The following is a 20447-nucleotide window of genomic DNA, read 5'->3' on the forward strand; positions in this document are numbered from 1 at the left end:
CGCATGGCATAATATGTTTAATTTAGTTCCGGATGAACCGCTTTCCGCGCAATATGGGCTTCAACTTCGTGTTCTGGGCATTCTATTTTTTATATGAATGGCTGGGCAATGCCGCTGTAGGCAGCGAGTACCGGCGCTATGCCATCAATGCGGCCGTGATTGTGCCCATTACCTTCGGCGCCACCTGGTTTACCGTGAATGTGCTGATAGCCCGCTATTTCCTGAAAGGGAAGCGGAAAATATTCTGGCTGCTGTTTGCGTTCAGCGCCATTGTTTTTACACTGGCGCGCAGGGCTTTCAACTATTACTACACGTACCCGTTGTACTACCCGGAAGGGCAGGAAACCATGTCCTACTGGTTTCCGCCCAAGCTGCTGATAGAGGCGGTGAATACCTACCTGATTGTGGCGCTGTACGCCATGTTCTACTTTTTAAGAGCCTGGTACGAGCAGCAGCGCACCACGCAGCAACTGCAGCGCGACAAGGCGGAGGCGCAACTGGAGCTGCTGAAAAGCCAGGTGCAGCCGCATTTCATCTTCAATACGCTGAATAACATTTACTCCTATGCGCAGCAGCACAGCGGGCAAACGCCGGAACTCATCTACCGCCTGTCCGCCCTGTTGAGCTACATGCTGTACGACAGCCGGCAAACCACCATACCGCTCAGCAAGGAGCTGGAATATATCAACAATTACATTGCGCTGGAAAAAGTGCGCTACGGCAAAAGGCTGGACGTGTCGCTGAACGTTTTTGATCCCGTGGATCATTTCAGCATAGCGCCCCTGCTGCTGCTGCCCCTGGTGGAGAACAGCTTCAAGCACGGGGCTTCCAACAATATCCGGGACAGTTGGATCCGGGTAGATATTGCGCTGAACGGCGACTGGCTTTCCGTGAAAATAGAGAACAGTTGCGACGGCAGGGAACATAACGGGAACGGCAGCAAGAACGGCATAGGGCTGGAGAATGTAAAAAAACGCCTGGAGATACTGTACCCCGGCAGGTATGAATTCAAATGCATTAAAGAGCATGATTCTTTCCTGACCATCCTGAAGCTTAAAAAAAGCATACATGAAGATACGTTGCATGATCGTGGATGATGAACCTCCTGCACAGGAGCTGCTGCGTTCTTATGTGTCAAAGATCGACCACTTCGAGATCGCGGCTATCTGTAATAATGCACTGGAAGCATTTGCCCTGTTGCAAAAGAACATGGTGGATGTGGTGTTCCTGGACATTGCCATGCCCCAGATGTCGGGCCTGGAGCTGATACGTTCCCTGCCGCAACGCCCGCCGGTTATTTTTACCACCGCTTTCCGCGAGTACGGGGCAGACGGCTTTGAGCTGGATGCGCTGGATTACCTGGTAAAACCGATCACCTTTGACCGGTTCCTCAAGGCCATCGCCAAGTTCAACCAGTATAAGCTGTACCTCAGCCATCATGAAGCCGGGCACCTGTCCAACGCTTTTGAGCAGGCGTATATGTACTTCAAGGTGAACAAGGAGCTGGCCAAAGTATACCTCAAAGAGATCATTTATATAGAAAGCATTAAAGATTACATCCGCATCATCACGGATACACGTTCGCTGGTTACCTACCAGCGTATCAGCTACATGGAGGAGAAGCTGCCGGACAGCAAGTTCCTCCGCGTCCACAAATCCTATATCGTGGCGCTGGACCGCGTATGCGGCTTCAGCAACGACCTTGTGACCATCGGTGAGCATACCATTCCCGTAGGCAGAAGCTATAAGCAGAAGTTCATGGAGTACCTGCGGGGCAGGCAGTGACCTTTCATCCCGTCCATTCACCAGTTAAGCATTTTTTAATGTCCGCGGCTTTTATTTGTTTACCCACCGTATTAAATTCACGGACCTTAACGTGTTATACTATTTGTCATGGATACAAGACGGGAGTTCCTGAAGAAATCAATGCTGCTATCCGGCGCTGCCGGCCTGTCTGCTGTAATGCCTGCTTCCATTCAGCGGGCGCTTGCCATTGATCCTGCGCCTGGCAGCACTTTCCTGGATGCGGAGCATGTGGTGATACTGATGCAGGAGAACCGGTCATTTGACCACTGCTTTGGTACCCTGCGGGGCGTGCGCGGTTTTAATGACCCGCGGGCGGTGACCCTGCCGGATCAAAAACCGGTATGGCAGCAAACGGACGAAAAAGGCCATACCTACGGGCCTTTCCGGCTGGATATTAAAGATACCCGCGTTACCTGGATGGGCGACCTGCCGCATTCCCGCGCCAGCCAGGTAGATGCGCATAATGAAGGCAAGTATGACCAGTGGCTGCCTTCCAAGAAATCCCGTCACCAGGAGTATGCGCACATGCCTCTTACAATGGGCTATTACACGCGGGAAGACCTGCCGTTCAACTACGCGATGGCGGACGCTTTTACCATTTGCGACCAGCATTTCTGCTCCGCCATGACCAGCACTACGCCTAACCGCTCTTTTTTCTGGACGGGCAAGATCACCCATGAGGAAGACGGAAGGCCCAAAGCGCATATCCGCAATACCGATTACAGCTTTGCAAAGCTGGGCTGGGGCACTTTCCCGGAGCTGCTGGCGCAGCAGGGCATTTCCTGGAAATTTTACCAGAACGAGATCAGTTGCGGCGGCGGCTTTAAAGGGCAGGAGCGGTCCTGGTTGTCCAACTTCGGTTGCAACCTGCTGGAATTCTTTGCCGCCTACCATGTGAAGTTCGCGCCTAAATACATACAGAGCATGCAGCGGCAGGTGGAAACCCTGCCCGGCGAGATCGCGGAGCTGCAGGAGGCCAGCCCTTCTTCCGCAGAAGCGGCCCGCAAGGCGAAGATCGCCATGGAGAAAAAACAGGCGGCATTGGATCAGGCGAAGGCGGAACTGGAAAAATGGAGCCGGGAGAATTTTGACAGGCTCTCCGAGCAGGAGAAGCACCTGTATTACAGCGCCTTCGTGGTCAACTCCGGTGATCCGGGTTACCGCTCCCTGTCAAAGCTCAGCTATGACGATAATGGTACGCAACGGGAACTGACCGTACCTGCCGGCGACCTGCTGTACCAGTTCAGGAAAGATGTGAACGAAGGCAAGCTGCCCGCCGTTTCCTGGCTGGCAGGGCCGCAGAACTTCTCTGACCACCCCAGCGCACCCTGGTACGGCGCCTGGTATGTATCCGAGATACTGGACATTCTTACCCATAATCCTGCAATATGGAAGAAAACCATTTTCATTGTTACCTACGATGAGAACGATGGTTATTATGATCATGTGGTGCCCTTCTCTATCCCGGACGCCAAACGGCCGGAAACGGGCAAATGTTCTGAGGGGATCGACACTGAAATAGAGTACGTGCGGCTGGAGAATGAGCTGCACCAGGGTATTCCCCGGCAGGCAGCGCGGGAAGCGCCCATTGGACTGGGCTTCCGTGTGCCGATGATCATTGCCTCACCCTGGAGCCGCGGCGGTAAAGTTTGTTCGCAGGTGTTTGACCATACTTCCACGCAGCAGTTCCTGGAAACCTTCTTTGCCCAAAAGCTGGGCAAGCAGATCCGGCAGGAAAATATCAGCCGCTGGAGAAGGACCATTTGCGGCGACCTGACCACTGCTTTCAGCCCTTACAACGGCGATAAAATGGAACCCTTGCCCTTCCTGGACCGCGACCGCTTTGTAGAAGATATTTACAACGCCAAATTCAAGCCTGTACCGGGCGGATACCAGGACAGCCTGGCCAAGCCCGCGCAACAGGAGGCAGGCGTGCGCCTTTCCTGCGCGCTGCCTTATGAGCTGTATGCCGACGGCGCCTGGGATGCCGGTAAGCGGCAGTTTGAAATCAAAATGAGCGCCGGCAATACACACTTTGGCGATAAGGCTGCCGGCGCGCCTTTCCGGGTATATGCGCCGGGTGCATACAAAGATGAAAAGGGTAGGGAAGAGCGCTGCCGCAACTGGGTATTTGCCGTTGCCGCCGGCGACAGTCTTCGTTACCAGTGGCCGGCCGATGCGTTTGAGAACGGGCGGTATCACCTGCGCCTGCACGGGCCTAACGGCTTTTACCGGGAGTTTGCCGGGGATGAAAAAGACCCGGCCGTGGAGATCAGGTTCGACTATGAGCGTGATCCTAAAAAGAAAACGCCCACCGGCAACGTGGTGCTCAGCATCCGGAATACCAGCCCGCAGGCGCTGCGGGCCGTGATCAAAGATCATGCGTATAAAAAGAACGACATAATCCGTAATATTGAAGCGGGAGGCGTCGCTACCCTGGCGCTCACCCTGGAGGACAGCCACAACTGGTACGATTTCAGCGTACAGGTGGAGGGCTTCCGCACGTTTGAAAAACGCTTTGCCGGCAGGGTGGAAACAGGCCGGGAAAGCATCAGCGACCCTTACATGGGAAGGGCGTAACTAAAAAGCGCAATACATGGCTACAGATCCGATCTTCAAAGGCCAGGTGGCCATTGTTACCGGCGCCGGGCAGGGGATAGGTTATGAAATGGTGCGGCAACTGGTGCAGCAGGGCGCATCCGTGATACTGAACGATGTAGATGCGCAACTGGCGCAGCAGGCCGCCGCCGCTATTGACCCTGCGGGCGCTGCCTGTGTGCCGGCAGGCGGCGACGCCGCTGATCTCCCTTTTATCCGGCAGATGGTGAAAACCGCCGCGGAGCGCTTCGGCCGGCTGGATATCGTGATCGGCAACGCGGGCATTACCCTGTTCGGTGATTTTCTGACATACCCCGAGGCGGATTTTTACCGGGTGCTGCAGGTAAACCTGGGCAGCAATTTTTTCCTGGCGCAGGAGGCCGCCCGGTATATGCAACAGCAGGGGCAGGGCGGTTCCATTCTCTTTACCTCTTCCGTTACCGGCCACCAGGCGCATAAGCAGCTCGCCGTGTACGGCATGACCAAAGCCGCGCTGGAAATGCTGGCCAAAAGCCTGGTAGTGGAGCTTTCGCCTTTCGGCATCAATGTAAATGCCGTAGCGCCCGGCGCCACGCTGACGGAAAGGACGGAAACGGACCCGGACTATGCAAAAACCTGGTCGCGGCTAACGCCGATGGGCCGCCCCGCCACTGCGGCGGATATTGCGCATGCGGCCCTGTTCCTGGTATCGCCGCAGGCCCGGCACATTACCGGGCAAAGCCTGGTGGTGGATGGCGGCTGGACCTCCGTGAGCCCTTCGCCTTATGATGTGTGAGCTTTTGACAGCATAGTACCTGCCGCTACAGGGAATGGGCCATTATCTCTTTTTTCAACAGGTCGGTAACGATGCGCAACTGCCGGTTGTTGCCCTGCACATGGCTCATCCACAGCGCGCCTTCTATCATGGCAAAGGCCTTCAGGGCAAAGAGGCCGGCATCCAGCTCCTTTGCAAATTCCCCCGCTGCAATTCCCGCGCTGATCATGCTGGCAATGCGCTGCTGCGAGTAAGCGATGGCCTTGCTTACTTTCTGTTTGATCAGGGGGTTGGTATCGTCCGCTTCCGTACCGAAGTTCAGCAGCGGGCAGCCGGAAAAGCCCGGTATTTTCAGGGAGCCCTTGTAATAGTCCAGCAGGGCAAAGAGCTTGTCCCCGTAGCTGTGCTTCGTTGCCAGCTTGGCCTCTATAGCAGCCGATACTTTGCGCAGCAGGTAGTCCAGCGCTTCCGCGCAGATCTCTTCCTTACTTTCAAAATTGCCGTATACGCCTCCTTTGGCCAGTTGGGTGGCTTCCATGATGTCACTGATGGAAGTACCGGCCATGCCTTTGCGGTTAATGATGGGCGCCGCTTTCTCAATAATGTACCGGCGCGTACGTTCTGCCTTGGTCATACCCTGTAAAAATAAACCATACGGTTTGATAAAAAAAGATCACAAGCGCTGCGGAGAGCACTTGTGATCTTGCTACTTACAATGGTATGAAGTGGTGAATAAATTACCTGACCTTGACGATCTTCACGGTTTTCCGCTCGGAGCCCTGCAGCATTTCCACGAAATAGTTGCCGGGAGACAGGGATTGGCCCACCTGCAGGGTGCTGCCCGGCGCTACTTTCTGGTGGTATTCCACGATGCGGCCGTAAATGTCCAGTATGTTGATCATGATCGGTTTGTCGTTGCTGCCGGCAGGCACCAGCTCAAAATAGTCGCTGCTGGGATTGGGAGATACTTTCACATGCAGGCCGGCATTGGCGGGAGCCGCGGCAGGCGCCTTTTCAGGTGTGGCTGCCGGCACCGCCCGGGCTATCATGCGGCTGTTGCCCTTGCAGTTCAGCGTTACATCCCGCAGCACGGGCGTTACCTTGGTATCCGTGGTTTTAAGCGCGGCTTTATACTGTACGTAACGGCCGCTGCTGTTTACTCCTTCTCCCGGGTTAAGGGGTTTGAATGCAGTCCAGGTGCCGTCATTCGGGTTGGGAGAATTACCGGTGCTTACGGACAGGGATACGGAAGTGCCGGCAGGCGTATCTGCATGCCAGCTTACCAGGCCCCAGTCCGTCACATCGCCTGCGTCAAATACCCGCGATGTAAATACACCGTTGGGCGTATAGGGCGTAACGTGCAGCCAGTCTACGGACAGGCCGCCGTCCGTGCTCACGTAGTCGCTTACCTGGATAAACATTTTAGCCGTGATCTTTATGTTGATGGTGGCGGCGGGTTTTTCGCTGCCATCCACGAAAAATTCAAAGTTGCCGGCATTCCACTTAATGCGGTAATGATGCAGCGCGCCCAGCAGGTTGGCCCCCAGGCTGATCTCGGAATTGTTGGAGGCCCTTGCATAGATGTTGCCGTTGGCCTGTCCGCCCTGCCCGATGGTGACCCAGGTGCCGTCCGCATAAGGCTGGTCAATGGAGAAGCCGATGTTCTGGTAGGTGCCTGCGCCAAAGGCGGCCATGAACTCAATGGAAGAGCCGGGCTCAAAGCTGTGGTTGGAGAAAATATGCGTACCGTTCACGGTGATCACGCCTTCATTGTTCACCGTAGTGCCGTCAGCGTTATAACGGGCCCCGGACCATCCTTCCGGGATGGCTTTCAGCACGCTGATAAATTCTTCATTGATCTGCGGCTGCAGGGTAACGGTCCCGTTCGGGTTGATCAGCGCTCCTATATCCGTAGCGCCCTGGCTGAAATTGCCTATGGAGCTGTCTACGGCGCAGGGGCCCTGCTGTACGGTAAAGGTTAAGGGCGGCGCAGTAACGGGAGGCCTTGTTACCGTATTGCCGGCCTTGTCTTTGGAAGCAATGCGGAAATAATAGGTAACGCCGGGCACCAGGCCATTCAGGCGCAGGCGGTGGTCCAGCGCCGGGGTGGGATCATCCACATGCAGGTTGAGCTGGTCGGCATTGGCATCATAATGTACCGTTGCATCTGCATTTTCATCCGTGCTCCAGCTAACAACGGCAGTACCGTCGGCTCCCGGTTCGGCGTGTATGCTGCTTACGTTGGGCGCTGTTTCGTCCTTGCCTGTGGCAGCAGTAACGCTGCCGGCCGGGGTAGCGGGGACCGTTGCGTCCGGTAGGAATACTACGTCTACCCAATAATTGCTCGTCCCGAAGCTCTTGTCCGGGAAGGCGGGCTTGTCCGCATATTTATACAGGCCGTTGGGACCATCCTCGCCATCCGCCAGCGCGCGGAGATAGCCGCTTACCACCGCCTTGCTGAAGAAGGGGTTGGTAGTGGCATAGTCGCCGGCCTTGCTGAAATAAGAAGCTACATAAGTAGTATGGGCCTGGATGGCTACCGGCGTATCCAGCGCCACCTGCTGCCAGCCGGCAGTTGTATCTGCGCTCAGGGTAGCCGTGGCCAGCGAGGTGCCGGCCGCATCCCATAAATGCACGGTATAATCGCCGGCCGTGCGGGCGCCTTTGTAAAAGCGGACGCCGGTAATACGTCCTTTTTGTGATGATCTGAATTTTACCCCCAGTTCAATCGCCATGCCGCTGTTCATCAGCGGGGTTGCAGGCGTATCGGTTAGCTGAAAAATGGTCGTGTCTGTAAGCCGGCCCCCCGGAAAACCTGTTTTGTCAGCAATGGTAGCGGATAAAGATAGAATAGCGATAGGTGCAAGGAATAAAGATAGGCGTAACATGTTGATAAAAAACGCTTTAGAATAAAGATATCGGTTTACAGGAACCGAAAAATACAAATAATTTCTTATTTATTAAAATTATAATGTGATTAAATTGAAAACGGCCTACAGGGCGGCGAAGTTCCAGGACCGGGACAGGCGCTCTGCCAGGGCGGGCTGGATCACCTGTACAATGGTGAATTGTTCCTTTAAAAATTCTTTGGGCGTGAAGCCGGTCAGTTGTTTAAATTCCCGGATAAAGTGGGACTGATCATAATAGCCACAATGGTGGGCTACGCTGGTAAGCGAGGGGTATTTGCAGGAGTAGATGGCCAGTACGGCATTGTTGAAGCGGTTTATTTTCAACAGCTCTGCCGGCGTAAGGCCCAGCACGCTGCTGAACCGGCGTTCCAGGGTTTTATAGTTGGTGTTAAAGCGTGCAGCCAGCGCCCCTATGTTTTGCGGGCAGTGATCCTGCATTTCCTGCAGGCAGTTGTCCACGAACCGGTAATCGCGCGCCTCCGGCTGCAACTGCCGCAGCAGGAAGGCTTCGGTGATCCGCACCCGTTCCTGGTTGTCGGCCGCTTCGTACAGTTGCTCTTCCAGCTCGTTATAAGTATTGCCAAACAGCTCGTGGACGGTATAAAAACTGTTGGCAAACAAATGCGCCGGCACCCTGAAAAAAGGGAATGCGCCGCCCAGCTTGAAACGGATGCAGAAGAAATGCTGCCTGCCGGTTTGGGAAATGACCAGCGACTGTTTCCGGATGCCGATGATGTGGGAGCCTTTTACGGCCAGCCGTTCCCCGTTCCGCAACTGCACATAGGGGTCGCCGAAATTGAACATCAGCTCAATGGTGCCATCGGGAATGAGGTGCTCCTTTTCCCGGAAAGGCGGCTTTTCGGAAAAAGCGGACCAGTAGCATTCCACGTACTTAGCCAGGTGTTTATTGGGCGGGTATTCCCGGTATTCCATAACGCCATCGCTTTAGCGCAAAGTTGCGTTAATTTTTTTGCATTAAATTTATTGCCACGTTCCATTCAATTGATCATGATCACTTTCCTGCAAAAGACCGTATACCTGTTACTGTTAGCCGGCAGCCTGCTTCCCTTGCAGGCGCAGAACAGGATCGTAGTGTTCCAGTCTGATTTTGGCCTGAAGGACGGCGCTGTTTCCGCCATGAAAGGAGTGGCCAGCGGCGTTTCCCCGGACCTGAAGCTGTATGACATTACGCACGAAATACCGCCGTATAATACCTGGGAAGCCGCTTACCGCCTGGCGCAGACGGTGCCTTACTGGCCCGCCGGCACCGTGTTCGTATCCGTGGTAGACCCGGGCGTGGGCACGGACCGGAAATCGGTGGTGCTGCAAACCAAAGCCGGGCATTTTATTGTAACGCCGGATAACGGCACGCTTACGCTGATTGCCCGGGCGGAGGGGATAGCCGCCGTGCGGGAGATCGATGAAGCGGTGAACCGCCGCCGGGATTCCCGGCAGTCCTACACTTTCCACGGGCGGGATGTATACGCCTATACCGGCGCGCGACTGGCCGCCGGCGCCATTACGTTTGAGCAGGTAGGCCCGGCGCTGCCGGATACCGTGCTCCGTATTCCCTACCAGCCGGCCACGCTTGACAAGGGCGTTCTCAAAGGCACCATTGACATCCTGGATGTGCAGTACGGCAACCTGTGGACCAACATACCGGACAGCCTGTTCCGGCAACTGCAGGCACCGGCCGGCAGCCAGTTACAGGTAACACTGTATCATAAAGGCAGGCAGGTGTACCGGGGCCGCATGCCTTACGCGCACACCTTTGGCGATGTGCCTACCGGGCAGCCGCTGGCTTACCTGAACAGCCTGATGCACCTTTCCTTTGCGTTGAACCAGGGCAGCTTTGCGGAAAAGCATCACATAGAAAGCGGCAGCGACTGGAGCGTGGAAGTAAGGCGGGCGCTTTAGCCGGAAAGCATAAAGGGACAACGGACTTTTTATATTTTTGTGCCATGGAGCAAGATACCCTTACCCAACCTGCGGCTGCCGCCGGCAATGGTGCCCTGTACAGCATCCCGATCGGCTACCGGCGGATGGAGAACCTGCATATTGTTTTCTGGCTGCTGAAGGATATTAGCTGGTGCCTGATATGGAAGCCCCTGGGCATCGCCATGATCTTTCCTACGCTGATCATCTCTATCATCATCGCCTGGCGCACCCGGCAGTTCATGTCGGAGCTTTGCCATAACCTGGCCATTACGGTATGGATAGCGGCCAACTCTTACTGGATGATCAGCGAGTTCCTGCATTTTGACGCGGATATCGTTACCGGGGATATTACCTACAAGCATATCGCAGTGATCCCCTTTACCCTGGGGGTGCTGATACTGGCCTATTACTACCTGGTGTACAAACCCCGCCACCGCAACGAGGTGGAGACGATGTAACCACTGTTTACCAGGCCGGATCAGTTAATAATTAATTTTTTATTTTAGACCGTATGGTCTAATTTTAGGGATATGCAGCAACAGGTATTGCCATTTTCCCTGCGGATGTCCGCTTTTGCACTGTCCAGGCTGGGCAGGCCCTTCCCGGGGCTTACGGCCCGCGTGATCTACTCCATGTACAGCACCCCGCCTAAAAGAAAGCTGCGCAGCACGCAACTGGCGGTAAGAGACACCGCCCTGGTGGAGAAGGCCAGCGTTAGCCGTTATCCTTTTGATGAACGGCCGCTCCGGCTCATGCTCTACCGCTGGGGTAGCTCCGGTAAAAAAGTGTTGCTGCTGCATGGCTGGGGTGGCAGTCCTTTTGATTTCAAACAGATGATCCATGCACTGGTAGCCGCCGGGTATGAAGTGATCACTTTTGATGCGCCGGCGCATGGGGCTTCACAGGGGAAGCAAACCAACCTGGTGCAGTGGATGCATGTGCTGGAACAGTTGCTGGAGCGTAGCGGGGAAGTACATGGCGTGATCGGCCATTCGATGGGCGGGCTGAATGCCGCGCTCACACTGGTGCATAAACCGGTGCAGGTGCCGCGGCTGGTAATGGTGAGCGCCGCTGTAAGCGCACCGGTGGTCTTTAATGAGACTTTTCAAATGTTTCGTATACCCCCGCAGGTGATGCCGAGGCTGCGGCAGTTGATCTCCGAAAGGTTGCAGAGCGACCTGCTGCAACTGGACCTTTTCCGGCATATTGACAGGATAAAGGCCGGCCGTATCTTAGTAGCCTATGATGAAAACGATCACCTGGTAAAGCAGGAGCAGATCGATACTTTCCTGCAGCAATATCCTTCCATCCAGTCCCTGAAAATAAAAGGAGAGGGGCACTTCCGCATTATGCGCAATGAAGCGGTGATCAGCAGGGTGCTGGCTTTCCTGGAACAGTAAAATGCCGCCCGCCATGGCTGCAGGCAGCATTTACCATCTCACTATTTAATTATTTTAATTATTTACCGAACTGGTAGATGACCTTGAACTGGTAAGGCGTGGTATAGTTGCCTTCCAGCTTCATCTGGTTGTTTTCCAGGCTCAGGATGCTCAGGGTATCCGCCTGGAAAATAAATTCATCATCCACCGCTGTCACCACTTTCGTGTTGCCGTCTATCAGCTTGTAAAAAACCGTATCCGGCTGGGCATTCTTCATCTGGAAGATCTTGCCTTCGTTCGGCTCAAATATCCAGTAGTTAACGTCCACCGCATAGTGTACCGTATCCTTGGTGCCGTTGTCCGTATAGGTCCTGTATTGGGCCACCATGTTCCACTTGCCGCTGATAGCCACATCGGTAGGCGGTTGATCATCGTCTTTACTGCAGGCTGCAAATAAGGCTATGCCAGCCAGGAAGGTAAGTGCGCGGGTAATTTTCATAGGTATGGTATTAGTGAATACGCCCGCAAGATAATAAATATTATCAAATTGAATAATATTAAAAAGTGACAACCAGGAAATTCCTGCGGCTTATTTTGTATTTTGTTCTCATTAACTAATTCACCACGTATATGACTACATCAAAAAATCGCCGGGAGTTCCTTAGACAATTAAGTGTTTACACCATGGGCATGGGCATACTGCCTGGCGTACTGGCCGCGTGTGGCGGCGCGGGCGGCTCAAAGGAAACCGGTGCGGACACCGCTGCTGCGGCGGGGCTAGCGGCGGGCGGCGCTCCTTTTTTCAAGATATCACTGGCGGAATGGTCTTTACACCGCGCATTGTTTGCCGGTGAAATGACCAACCTGGATTTTCCCGCAAAAGCCAAAAATGAATTCGGCATCGATGCTGTGGAGTATGTGAACCAGTTCTTCAAGGATAAAGCAAAGGACAAGACCTACCTGGCAGAGCTGAAACAGCGCTGCGACGACAACGGCGTGCACAGTGTGCTGATCATGTGCGACGGGGAAGGCGAAATGGGCGACCAGGATGCGAAAAAGCGTATGCAGGCCGTGGAAAACCACTATAAATGGGTGGAGGCGGCCGCATTCCTGGGATGCCATGCCATCCGCGTAAACGCTGCGGGCGAAGGCAAGCCGGAAGACGTAGCGAAGGCGGTGGTGGAATCTCTCAGCAAACTGTCTGAATTTGCGCAGCCGCATAATATCAGCGTGATCGTGGAAAACCACGGCGGCGTTTCCTCCAACGGGGAATGGCTGGCCAATGTCATGAAAACCGTGAACCTGGCTAACTGCGGCACCCTGCCGGACTTTGGCAACTTCTGCCTGAACCGCACCAAGCCGGAAAGCAATACCCCCGAAGGCTGGGCCAAAACCCGGTGCCTGGAAGAATACGACCGCTACAAAGGCGTGCAGGAGCTGATGCCTTTTGCAAAGGGCGTGAGCGCCAAGACCTACGATTTTGACGCCAACGGCAATTGCGTGGAAACGGATTACAACCGCATGATGCAGATCGTAAAGGATGCCGGCTATACCGGCCATATCGGCATTGAGTATGAAGGCCAGCAGTTACCTGAAGAAGAAGGTATCCGGAAAACGAAGGAATTGCTGCTGAAGTTTAGTTGATCTTTATCCTTACATCATTCCCTTCCATCTTATAATTGCAATCCGCTGCCTTGCAGAGTGCGTCCAGCACCTGCGGCAGCGTATTGTTGGAGAAGGAGGCGGTAAGGGCCGGTACGTCCGCTACATTGCCCTCAACCGTAATGGTAACCGCGTACCAGTCCTCCAACTGCCGCACCACGGTCATCAGCGGCGTGTCGCGGAATTGCAGGTCGCCGCGCAGCCAGGCTTCCAGCTCTTCCGGGTTGTAGGTTTCCTTTTCCATCAGGTCTATTTCTTTATTGGCCAGCACCATCTGCCCGCGCTCCAGTATTTCCGGCTGGTTGTCGGTGGCGGAATGATAGCTTTTGGCCACCTTCACCTTACCGGTAAGCAGGTAGGCGGTAGCGCCGGGTTGCGCGGCAAATGACCTTACCTTAAAAGCAGTGCCGAGCGCCGTCACGGTCAGGATATCCGTTTTTACCACGAAGGGGCGTCCCTCAGCGGGCGATACCGCAAAAAAAGCTTCTCCGTCCAGCACCAGCTCCCGTCCCTGCTGCGGGTAATTGTCCGGCACCAGCAGCCGGGAGCCGGCATTCAGGATCACGGTAGTGCTGTCTGCCAGTTGCAGTTTTTTACGCCCGCCCGGCTGGCCTTCGTAGGTAGTGTAGGTGTACTGGCTGTTGGTCAGGTGGCTGATATCGCTTTTGCTTTGGCCGCAATGAAAATGGATACCGGTGGCCAGCAGCAACGCTGTTGTCTTGTAGATGGTAGATTTCCCCCGCATGTGATAGCCCTGTTTTTACAGAAAGGGTTAAAAATAACAGATTTTTGTTAAAATAATGGCCGCCCCTTAACTTTGCGGCCCATGGAAAAGCAGCTACCGTTGTCATTTGACAATACCGCCATTGCCTTTGAGCACAGAACGGATAAAGCCCTGAAGAAAGCGGATTTCCTGTTCAGCAGTATCGGCAAGCCATGGCTGGTAAAGCTGGGCGCTGCACTTACACCACTGGCCTTTAAACTGGGCCTGCCCGTTAAAGGGCTGATCAAAAACACCATTTTCGAGCTGTTCTGCGGCGGGGAGAACCTGGAGGAGGCGGCGCGGACCGCCCGGCGGCTAGGCAAGTTCCATGTAGGCGTAGCGCTGGATTACGGCGTAGAGGCCATGGAAGGAGAGGAGAACTATGACCGGGCTGTTCCGGAATTTATCCGCGCTATTGAATACGCCGCTGCCAATCCCAATATTCCCTTTATTGCAATAAAAGTAACCGGCTTTGCCCGCTTTGAGCTGCTGGAAAGGATACACGCCGGCGAGGCGCTTACGCCTGCCGAACAGGAGGAGTTTGCCCGGGTGCGGCAGCGCATCCGCACCATTGCGGAAACAGCGGCCCGGCATCACATCGGGTTACTGATAGATGCCGAAGAATCCTGGATACAGCAGCCGGTAGATGACCTGGCCGATGAAATGATGCAGCTCTTTAACCGGCAGCAGGTGATCGTGTACAATACCTTCCAGTTGTACCGCCATGACCGGCTGGATTTCCTGCAGGCCTCCTTTGAAAAGGCGCGGCAGCGGGACTACCTGCTGGGCGCCAAGCTGGTGCGTGGCGCTTATATGGAAAAGGAGCGCCGGCGCGCCGAAGAGCTCGAATATGCATCGCCCATACAGCCGGACAAGGCGGCTGCAGACCGGGATTATGATGCAGCAGTGCGCTACTGCATGGAGCGGCTGGATCACCTGGCGGTATTCATCGGCACGCACAATGAACAGAGCTGCATGCTGGCCGCGCAACTGCTGCATGAAAAAGGACTGCCCCACAACCATTCCCACGTAAGCTTTTCCCAGCTCCTGGGCATGAGCGATAACATTACTTTTAACCTGGCGCATGCCGGCTATAACGTTTCCAAATACCTGCCTTACGGCCCGGTAAAGGACGTGATGCCTTACCTCATCCGCCGTGCGCAGGAGAATACTTCCATTGCCGGGCAAATGGGCCGGGAGCTCAGCCTGATCAGGAAAGAGCTGAAGCGCAGGGCGCTTTAGACGTTTTCATTCTGCGGTATCGGAAATCTATCCCACACATCATCCTCCGCCCTGTCTACCGGCAGGGTGTTCAGCATATTATAACGGCGCAGGTCCACCCAGCGGTGCCCTTCATAGAACAGCGAGTAGCGCCGCTGCCGCAGCATTTCATTGATCAGTGCCGCCGGGCTGATGCCGCCTGCATACACGGACAGGTTGTGCCCCGTGCGTATCCTGTTCAGGGCCACCACGGCATCGGGGATAGCGCCTGTTTGTATTTTGGCTTCCGCGTAGATCAGTATCAGCTCTTCATTACGGATAATGGGAATGGCGGCCGTGTTGCTGGTGTATACCCACACATCGCGGTTGCTGGACAGGCCGCTCTGGCTGGCGCTGCTGCTGCGCAGGGTAGCCTTGCCGATCCGGTCGTCGCCGGGCGTAATGTCTGCCGCGTAGGAGGGATGCGCCACCCGCACTTCCCCGCTTTGATTCTGTGCAATGAAGCAGGGATTCAGCAGGTCGCCGCTGCCGGTAGAGAAGCGGTGGTAGATACCGGTGCTGAAATTGCCGTTCAGGTCAAAGAAAGACTCGTTCAGCGCCGTTAGCGCCTGTGCCCATTGCTGGCGGTACACGGCCACCCGGGCGGCCAGCGCGCGGTTGAATTTAAGCAGGCCCGCCGCGTCTTTGAAGCCGGCAAAACCATCGGAGAGGGAAAAGATGACCTCTGCGCCGCCCAGGTCTGCTTTGCCTTCATCCAGTATTCGTGCAATAGAGTCCAGGGCCGCCGCTTTGTCCTCAAACGGGCCGGGGTTTTGAAAATCGGCCACATTTACCCGGATGCCGTTCATATCGGTCATGTTCAGGTTCAGCAGCAGTTGATAGGCCTTTATCGTTTTGGCAAAGCCCAGGAATCCTTTGCGCTGCGCATCCGTAATAAAGCTGGAATTGGTGGCTGCTTCCAGCAGGATGTTGGTTTGCCGCACCACGCGGTACCGGGCCGCCCAGGGATTGGTGATGTAAAAAGTATTGTTATCCAGCGTGGAAGCGCCGCCGCCCAGCAGCTCGCTGGTGAAGCGCGGCTCTGCGCTGGAAAAGCGGTAGATCTCCCGTCCTATGATGCTGATGGCGTCATAGTAGGTGTTCAGCGTAAAGCGCATACCCGATTCAGCGCCGGTCACCAGGTTGTTCAGCTCCTCTTTGGTAGGGTTGCGGGTAATAGCGTCTACCTGCGGGGTATTGAGGTTCGGTATCTCGCCTTTCTGGCAGGCGGCCGCTCCCAGCAGCCCCGCCAGTGCAAGGATATGTATGATACGTGTTTTCATCTGTCAGTATTTTTAATGAGGTAAGCCATATCAGAAATCGATGCCTACGTGCAGGGACATACGCCTGGATGCCGGGAAGGGCGTTACTTCCACCCCGGTGGATATCCCGTTGCTGCCCCGGCTGATGGCGGTGTTAATGGTGTTGCTGCCAAAGTTGGACACTTCCGGGTCATAGCTGATATAATCCGTGAAGGTGAACCAGTTGTTGGCGGAAACGCCTACCCTTACTGCCCGCAGGAAGCGCGTTTGCAGCGGGATGTTGTAATACAGGCCGATCTCGCGTATCCTTACATAGGAAGCATCCTGCACAAAGATGGCGGCGCTGCCGGCATTGGCGCGTTCCGGTCCATCCTTTACGCCGTTACCATTCTTGTCATCATCCCAGTCCGGGCTGGTACCGCCCAGGTCTGTCAGCAGTTGGGTGAGGTTGATGTTATCCCCGCCTTTTTTCCAGTGCACCAGGAAACGCAGGCTCAGGTTACTCCACAACTGCAGCTCGTTGAAAAAGCTCATCTGGAAGTCCGGCTCCGAATTGCCCAGCGTCACAAACAGGTTCTTGCTGGCATCATTGGGATCAGGTATGCTGCCTTTTATCTGCGTGGCCGGTTGCCCCTGCTCTATGTAAAAAGTGCCCAGGGAATTGCCGAAGGCGCCCAGCGAAAAGGCCGGGATGGTGAGGCGTGTTACGCGGGAGCGGTTCCGCCACCAGTTGATATTGGAGCTCCAGCGCACGTGCTTTGTATTGACCGGCAGCAGGCTCAGGCCCAGCTCTATGCCCTGGTTGCGCAGGTCGCCGGCGTTTACCCACTCCGCGTTAAAGCCGGTGGAGCCGGGCGGAAGCCTGCGCAGCAGCAGGTCGAATATCTTTTTATTGTAGTAAGTGGCCTCCAGGTTCACGCGCCCGTCCAGGATGCTGATATCCAGGCCGGTTTCCAGTTCCGTCTGTTTCTCCGGTTTGATGCCCGTATTGCCTAGCTGGTTGTCTACAAAAGAGCCGGGCAGCCCGCCGGTATTGGAGATGATCAGCGCGGTGAACTTGCTGCCGTAGGGCGGCACGTTGCCGGACTGGCCGTAGGCTGCGCGCAGCTTGAAGCTGTTGATGGAAGAGAAGGACCAGAAATCCATTTTAGCCAGGTTCCAGGAAAGGGAGGCCTTGGGATACACGTAGTATTTTTTATAGTCGCCGTTGTTGGTAGAACGGTCAAACCGGATGCCGGCGGTAGCGGTCACCGCGTCCAGGATGGTCACTTCCTCCTGCGCAAAGATGCCGTTGTCGCGGTATTTCTGGCGGAACTGGCGGGGATTGGCCGCGCCGGCCTGGTCCACGTTGGTCTGGGTGCCTATCAATTGGGTAGCGGACACCAGTATGTTATCGAAATTGCCGGTTTCCAGGGTAGCGCCTACCGTGGTCACAAAGGTGAGGGAGGAGTTGGGGGTAAAGGTGTTTACCAGGTAGCCGTACAGGTTGGTGTTGATGTTATTGGTGTTACCCTGTATGGAAGCGCCGCCTACGGTGTTTTCCATGAACTGCAGGGAGCGTGGGAACACGGCGCTGGTCTTCAGGTTGTAGAAGTCCACGCCGCCATTGGCCACCAGGCGGGTATTGGTCTTGTCGTTCTCGTGCAGGCGGGCGTCCAGCCGCACGCCGGTGATGAAGCGGTTGGTAGTCTCATTGTTGACCATCTTGTCCCTTGTTTCCAGCGGGTTGGAGGCGGCAAAGCGGTTGCGGGGATAGTTGCCCAGGTTATCCTTGTGCAGCTCCGTAAAGCCGGGGGTAGAGGACAGCGCCACGCCGTAGGTTACGCCGTTGTTGTCGTTGTTGGTCAGCCCGCGGTCGGCGCTGGAGTTGATGTAATTGGTGGTAACGCCTACGCTTATACGGTCATTGATGCGGTGATCCACATTCAGGCGCAGGGAGCTGTTGAGATAACCGGTGCCTTTTATGATACCGTCCTCGCTGCGGCGGTTGGCGGCAAAGTAAAAGGTGGTTTTCTCGGAGCCGCCGCTTACGCTGAGATTGGTGCTGAGCAGCAGGCCGGTGTTGCCGTATATTTCCTTTTCATAATCGTAGATACGGCCGGCCGACTGCGCATCCAGGAATTCCTGGCGGTTGGCATTGCGGGCGGCCTGCACATCCGGGTCCGGGGAGTCGGCCGGGCCGGCCAGGTCCGCCGCGGTTTCCGCGGTGAATACGCGCTGCCCCAGCAGCTTGCGCACTTTTACGAAGCCGGTCTCCTGGTTGATGCTGATGTTGGTCCTGCCGGACCGGCCGCGTTTGGTGGTGATCAGTACCACGCCGGCGGCCGCTTTGGAGCCATACAGGGCTGCTGCGGAAGCGCCCTTCAGTATTTCGATGCTCTCGATGTCGGCCGGGTTCAGGTCTGCAATACGGCTGGAGGGATTGTCCTGGTTGTTGGGATTCCCGGCGGTGGCGGCGGCTGTTACATCGTTCAGCCCTGCGGGTACGCTGGCATTGTTCATAAAAACGCCGTCCACTACGTAGAGGGGCTGCGAGTTACTGAACACGGAGGTGATGCCCCTTATCTTTACAGAAATGCCGCCGCCGGGCGCGCCGGAGTTGGCGGATACCAGCGCTCCCGGTATCTTGCCGCTGAGCGCTGCGTCAAAGGTCTGGGCAGGGGCGGTGCCGGCCAACTCCCTGGCGGAGAGGGTGGCAACGGCATTGGCCAGGTTGCTGCGCTTTACGGAGGTGGCCAGCCCGGTGACCACCACTTCATCCAGCCGGGCGAAGTCCTCCTCCAGCGCAACGTTCACCACGTTGCCGCTGAGGTCTGCCGTCCGGGTCTTATAGCCGGTAAAGGAAAAGGTAAGCTGCCGGGCGCCTTCAGGGGGCGTGAGCGCGTACCGGCCGTCGGCATCCGTAATGGTGCCCCTGTTGGTATTAGGCACCCGGACGGTAACGCCGGGAATGGGCCTGCCGGATACGGCTTCCGTTACCCGGCCCTGTACATTTTGCTGCGCATGCAGCAAATATGCGCTGCACATGCATAGCAGCGCCATGAGCGTAGATTTAGATAGAAGCATACATTTGAGGTTTTTGTGATTGAAAGATGTTTAGTGCATGAGGTTGTGGTATTAGAAGGTTTATGATATTGATATGGGTATTGTTGCTAAAGCGTTAACTTATCTTGCGGGCTGGCTCCAGTGCTGCTTAAGCGACTATTTTGGTTGCGATGCAGATTACGAAATTTCCGCGTGATAACCGCGTTTTTTGTTTGGATAAATCCGCGTATATTTTTCAAGTACATTTTTCGTTACTTTGCCCCCATGGAACAGTATCTTCATTTATTACAACATATACTGGATCACGGGACAGTGAAAACAGACCGCACGGGCACCGGCACGATCAGTTGCTTCGGCAACCAGTTGCGGTTCAACCTGCAGGAGGGCTTCCCGTTGGTCACCACTAAAAAACTGCATCTTAAATCCATTATTTACGAGCTGCTGTGGTTCCTGCAGGGAGACACCAATACCGGTTACCTGAAGGAGCACGGCGTAAGCATATGGGATGAGTGGGCCGATGAAAAAGGCGACCTGGGGCCGATATACGGCAAGCAGTGGCGTAGCTGGGAAACCCGCGATGGCAAAACGATCGACCAGATCAGCGATGCCGTGCAGCAGATCAGGAACAACCCGGACTCCCGCCGCATTATCGTGAATGCCTGGAATGTAGGCGAGCTGCCGCAGATGGCCCTGAGCCCCTGCCACTGCCTGTTCCAGTTCTACGTGGCCAATGGCCGGCTAAGCTGCCAGCTCTACCAGCGCAGCGCAGACGTGTTCCTGGGCGTGCCTTTCAACATTGCCTCCTATGCGCTGCTCACCATGATGATGGCCCAGGTATGCGACCTGCAGCCGGGCGAGTTCATACACACCTTCGGCGATGTGCACCTGTACAGCAACCATGTGGAACAGGCCAGGCTGCAACTGGGCAGGCAACCCTACCCGGCGCCGGTCATGCAAATAAACCCTGCCGTAAAGGACATCTTTGCTTTCCGGTATGAAGATTTTGAACTGCTGAACTACCAGCACCATCCGCATATTAAAGCGCCGGTAGCGGTGTAATAACCTTTAACG

The 20447-nt window shown here is 55.4% G+C and carries 17 protein-coding genes; 10 read left to right on the forward strand and 7 right to left on the reverse strand.

What is annotated here, in order from left to right; genetic code table 11:
- Positions 1–32: 32 nt before the first annotated feature.
- The 4 genes from LX66_RS13325 (at position 33) to LX66_RS13340 (ending at position 5179) form a co-directional block, all read left to right on the forward strand.
- On the forward strand, positions 33–1097 hold the full coding sequence (locus tag LX66_RS13325; RefSeq protein WP_145714220.1) for a sensor histidine kinase: 1065 nt from the start codon (positions 33–35) through the stop codon (positions 1095–1097).
- Positions 1069–1785, forward strand: a complete 717-nt coding sequence (locus LX66_RS13330) for a LytR/AlgR family response regulator transcription factor (protein WP_145714222.1) — start codon at positions 1069–1071, stop codon at positions 1783–1785. The genes LX66_RS13325 and LX66_RS13330 overlap by 29 nt, the downstream gene beginning before the upstream one ends.
- 108 nt (positions 1786–1893) lie before the next feature.
- On the forward strand, positions 1894–4386 hold the full coding sequence (locus tag LX66_RS13335; protein ID WP_145714225.1) for a phosphocholine-specific phospholipase C: 2493 nt from the start codon (positions 1894–1896) through the stop codon (positions 4384–4386).
- A 16-nt stretch (positions 4387–4402) separates the two neighbouring features.
- Positions 4403–5179 carry an SDR family NAD(P)-dependent oxidoreductase gene (locus LX66_RS13340; RefSeq protein ID WP_145714227.1) on the forward strand — a complete coding sequence of 259 codons (777 nt, stop codon included), beginning with the start codon at positions 4403–4405 and terminating at the stop codon, positions 5177–5179.
- 25 nt (positions 5180–5204) lie between these two features.
- On the opposite strand, the gene LX66_RS13345 is transcribed toward LX66_RS13340, so the two are convergent.
- From LX66_RS13345 to LX66_RS13355, 3 genes are all read right to left on the reverse strand, one after another.
- Positions 5205–5792: a TetR/AcrR family transcriptional regulator gene (locus LX66_RS13345; protein ID WP_145714229.1), complete on the reverse strand. Its 588-nt coding sequence runs from the start codon at positions 5790–5792 to the stop codon at positions 5205–5207.
- A gap of 103 nt (positions 5793–5895) precedes the next feature.
- A complete protein-coding gene (locus LX66_RS13350) occupies positions 5896–8046 on the reverse strand; it encodes a DUF4082 domain-containing protein (RefSeq protein ID WP_145714231.1) in 2151 nt (716 codons plus the stop codon).
- A gap of 105 nt (positions 8047–8151) precedes the next feature.
- The gene (locus tag LX66_RS13355) at positions 8152–9000 is read right to left on the reverse strand and encodes a helix-turn-helix domain-containing protein (protein WP_145714233.1); all 849 of its coding nucleotides are present in this window, start codon (positions 8998–9000) and stop codon (positions 8152–8154) included.
- 75 nt (positions 9001–9075) lie between these two features.
- Here LX66_RS13355 and LX66_RS13360 point away from each other — a divergent pair, with 75 nt between their 5' ends.
- The 3 genes from LX66_RS13360 (at position 9076) to LX66_RS13370 (ending at position 11405) form a co-directional block, all read left to right on the forward strand.
- Positions 9076–9984 (forward strand): SAM hydrolase/SAM-dependent halogenase family protein, encoded by a 909-nt coding sequence (locus LX66_RS13360; protein WP_145714235.1) that lies wholly within the window; start codon positions 9076–9078, stop codon positions 9982–9984.
- Between the two features lie 44 nt (positions 9985–10028).
- Entirely contained in the window at positions 10029–10463 is a 435-nt protein-coding gene (locus LX66_RS13365; RefSeq protein ID WP_244620391.1) for a hypothetical protein, read from the forward strand.
- 72 nt (positions 10464–10535) lie between these two features.
- On the forward strand, positions 10536–11405 hold the full coding sequence (locus tag LX66_RS13370; RefSeq protein WP_145714237.1) for an alpha/beta fold hydrolase: 870 nt from the start codon (positions 10536–10538) through the stop codon (positions 11403–11405).
- A gap of 58 nt (positions 11406–11463) precedes the next feature.
- Here the strand turns inward: LX66_RS13370 and LX66_RS13375 are convergent, their stop codons facing one another.
- Complete coding sequence (locus tag LX66_RS13375; RefSeq protein WP_145714240.1) at positions 11464–11883, reverse strand: hypothetical protein; 420 nt, start codon at positions 11881–11883, stop codon at positions 11464–11466.
- A gap of 131 nt (positions 11884–12014) precedes the next feature.
- Here LX66_RS13375 and LX66_RS13380 point away from each other — a divergent pair, with 131 nt between their 5' ends.
- Positions 12015–13028 (forward strand): sugar phosphate isomerase/epimerase family protein, encoded by a 1014-nt coding sequence (locus LX66_RS13380; protein WP_145714242.1) that lies wholly within the window; start codon positions 12015–12017, stop codon positions 13026–13028.
- Here the strand turns inward: LX66_RS13380 and LX66_RS13385 are convergent.
- Positions 13021–13791: a FecR family protein gene (locus LX66_RS13385; RefSeq protein WP_145714244.1), complete on the reverse strand. Its 771-nt coding sequence runs from the start codon at positions 13789–13791 to the stop codon at positions 13021–13023. The two genes, LX66_RS13380 and LX66_RS13385, sit on opposite strands and share 8 nt — an antisense overlap.
- Before the next feature lie 81 nt (positions 13792–13872).
- Here LX66_RS13385 and LX66_RS13390 point away from each other — a divergent pair, with 81 nt between their 5' ends.
- On the forward strand, positions 13873–15051 hold the full coding sequence (locus LX66_RS13390; protein ID WP_145714246.1) for a proline dehydrogenase family protein: 1179 nt from the start codon (positions 13873–13875) through the stop codon (positions 15049–15051).
- Here LX66_RS13390 and LX66_RS13395 read toward each other — a convergent pair.
- Positions 15048–16352 (reverse strand): RagB/SusD family nutrient uptake outer membrane protein, encoded by a 1305-nt coding sequence (locus LX66_RS13395; protein WP_145714248.1) that lies wholly within the window; start codon positions 16350–16352, stop codon positions 15048–15050. The two genes, LX66_RS13390 and LX66_RS13395, sit on opposite strands and share 4 nt — an antisense overlap.
- A 30-nt stretch (positions 16353–16382) precedes the next feature.
- Positions 16383–19397, reverse strand: a complete 3015-nt coding sequence (locus LX66_RS13400; RefSeq protein WP_145714251.1) for a SusC/RagA family TonB-linked outer membrane protein — start codon at positions 19395–19397, stop codon at positions 16383–16385.
- A gap of 243 nt (positions 19398–19640) precedes the next feature.
- Between LX66_RS13400 and LX66_RS13405 the strand changes: the two genes are divergently transcribed.
- Positions 19641–20435, forward strand: a complete 795-nt coding sequence (locus LX66_RS13405; protein WP_145714254.1) for a thymidylate synthase — start codon at positions 19641–19643, stop codon at positions 20433–20435.
- Positions 20436–20447 lie beyond the last annotated feature (12 nt).

This window comes from Chitinophaga japonensis, from assembly GCF_007830125.1.
Lineage (GTDB): Bacteria > Bacteroidota > Bacteroidia > Chitinophagales > Chitinophagaceae > Chitinophaga > Chitinophaga japonensis.

What these genes read in the sequence shown, in the direction of transcription:
- LX66_RS13325 (WP_145714220.1), top strand. Translation starts at nt 33, where the DNA reads ATGAACCGCTTTCCGCGCAATATGGGCTTCAACTTCGTGTTCTGGGCA.
- LX66_RS13385 (WP_145714244.1), bottom strand. Translation starts at nt 13,791, where the DNA reads ATGCGGGGGAAATCTACCATCTACAAGACAACAGCGTTGCTGCTGGCC.
- LX66_RS13390 (WP_145714246.1), top strand. Translation starts at nt 13,873, where the DNA reads ATGGAAAAGCAGCTACCGTTGTCATTTGACAATACCGCCATTGCCTTT.
- LX66_RS13350 (WP_145714231.1), bottom strand. Translation starts at nt 8,046, where the DNA reads ATGTTACGCCTATCTTTATTCCTTGCACCTATCGCTATTCTATCTTTA.
- LX66_RS13355 (WP_145714233.1), bottom strand. Translation starts at nt 9,000, where the DNA reads ATGGAATACCGGGAATACCCGCCCAATAAACACCTGGCTAAGTACGTG.
- LX66_RS13335 (WP_145714225.1), top strand. Translation starts at nt 1,894, where the DNA reads ATGGATACAAGACGGGAGTTCCTGAAGAAATCAATGCTGCTATCCGGC.
- LX66_RS13330 (WP_145714222.1), top strand. Translation starts at nt 1,069, where the DNA reads ATGAAGATACGTTGCATGATCGTGGATGATGAACCTCCTGCACAGGAG.
- LX66_RS13370 (WP_145714237.1), top strand. Translation starts at nt 10,536, where the DNA reads ATGCAGCAACAGGTATTGCCATTTTCCCTGCGGATGTCCGCTTTTGCA.
- LX66_RS13360 (WP_145714235.1), top strand. Translation starts at nt 9,076, where the DNA reads ATGATCACTTTCCTGCAAAAGACCGTATACCTGTTACTGTTAGCCGGC.
- LX66_RS13405 (WP_145714254.1), top strand. Translation starts at nt 19,641, where the DNA reads ATGGAACAGTATCTTCATTTATTACAACATATACTGGATCACGGGACA.
- LX66_RS13375 (WP_145714240.1), bottom strand. Translation starts at nt 11,883, where the DNA reads ATGAAAATTACCCGCGCACTTACCTTCCTGGCTGGCATAGCCTTATTT.
- LX66_RS13395 (WP_145714248.1), bottom strand. Translation starts at nt 16,352, where the DNA reads ATGAAAACACGTATCATACATATCCTTGCACTGGCGGGGCTGCTGGGA.
- LX66_RS13345 (WP_145714229.1), bottom strand. Translation starts at nt 5,792, where the DNA reads ATGACCAAGGCAGAACGTACGCGCCGGTACATTATTGAGAAAGCGGCG.
- LX66_RS13400 (WP_145714251.1), bottom strand. Translation starts at nt 19,397, where the DNA reads ATGCTTCTATCTAAATCTACGCTCATGGCGCTGCTATGCATGTGCAGC.
- LX66_RS13340 (WP_145714227.1), top strand. Translation starts at nt 4,403, where the DNA reads ATGGCTACAGATCCGATCTTCAAAGGCCAGGTGGCCATTGTTACCGGC.
- LX66_RS13365 (WP_244620391.1), top strand. Translation starts at nt 10,029, where the DNA reads ATGGAGCAAGATACCCTTACCCAACCTGCGGCTGCCGCCGGCAATGGT.
- LX66_RS13380 (WP_145714242.1), top strand. Translation starts at nt 12,015, where the DNA reads ATGACTACATCAAAAAATCGCCGGGAGTTCCTTAGACAATTAAGTGTT.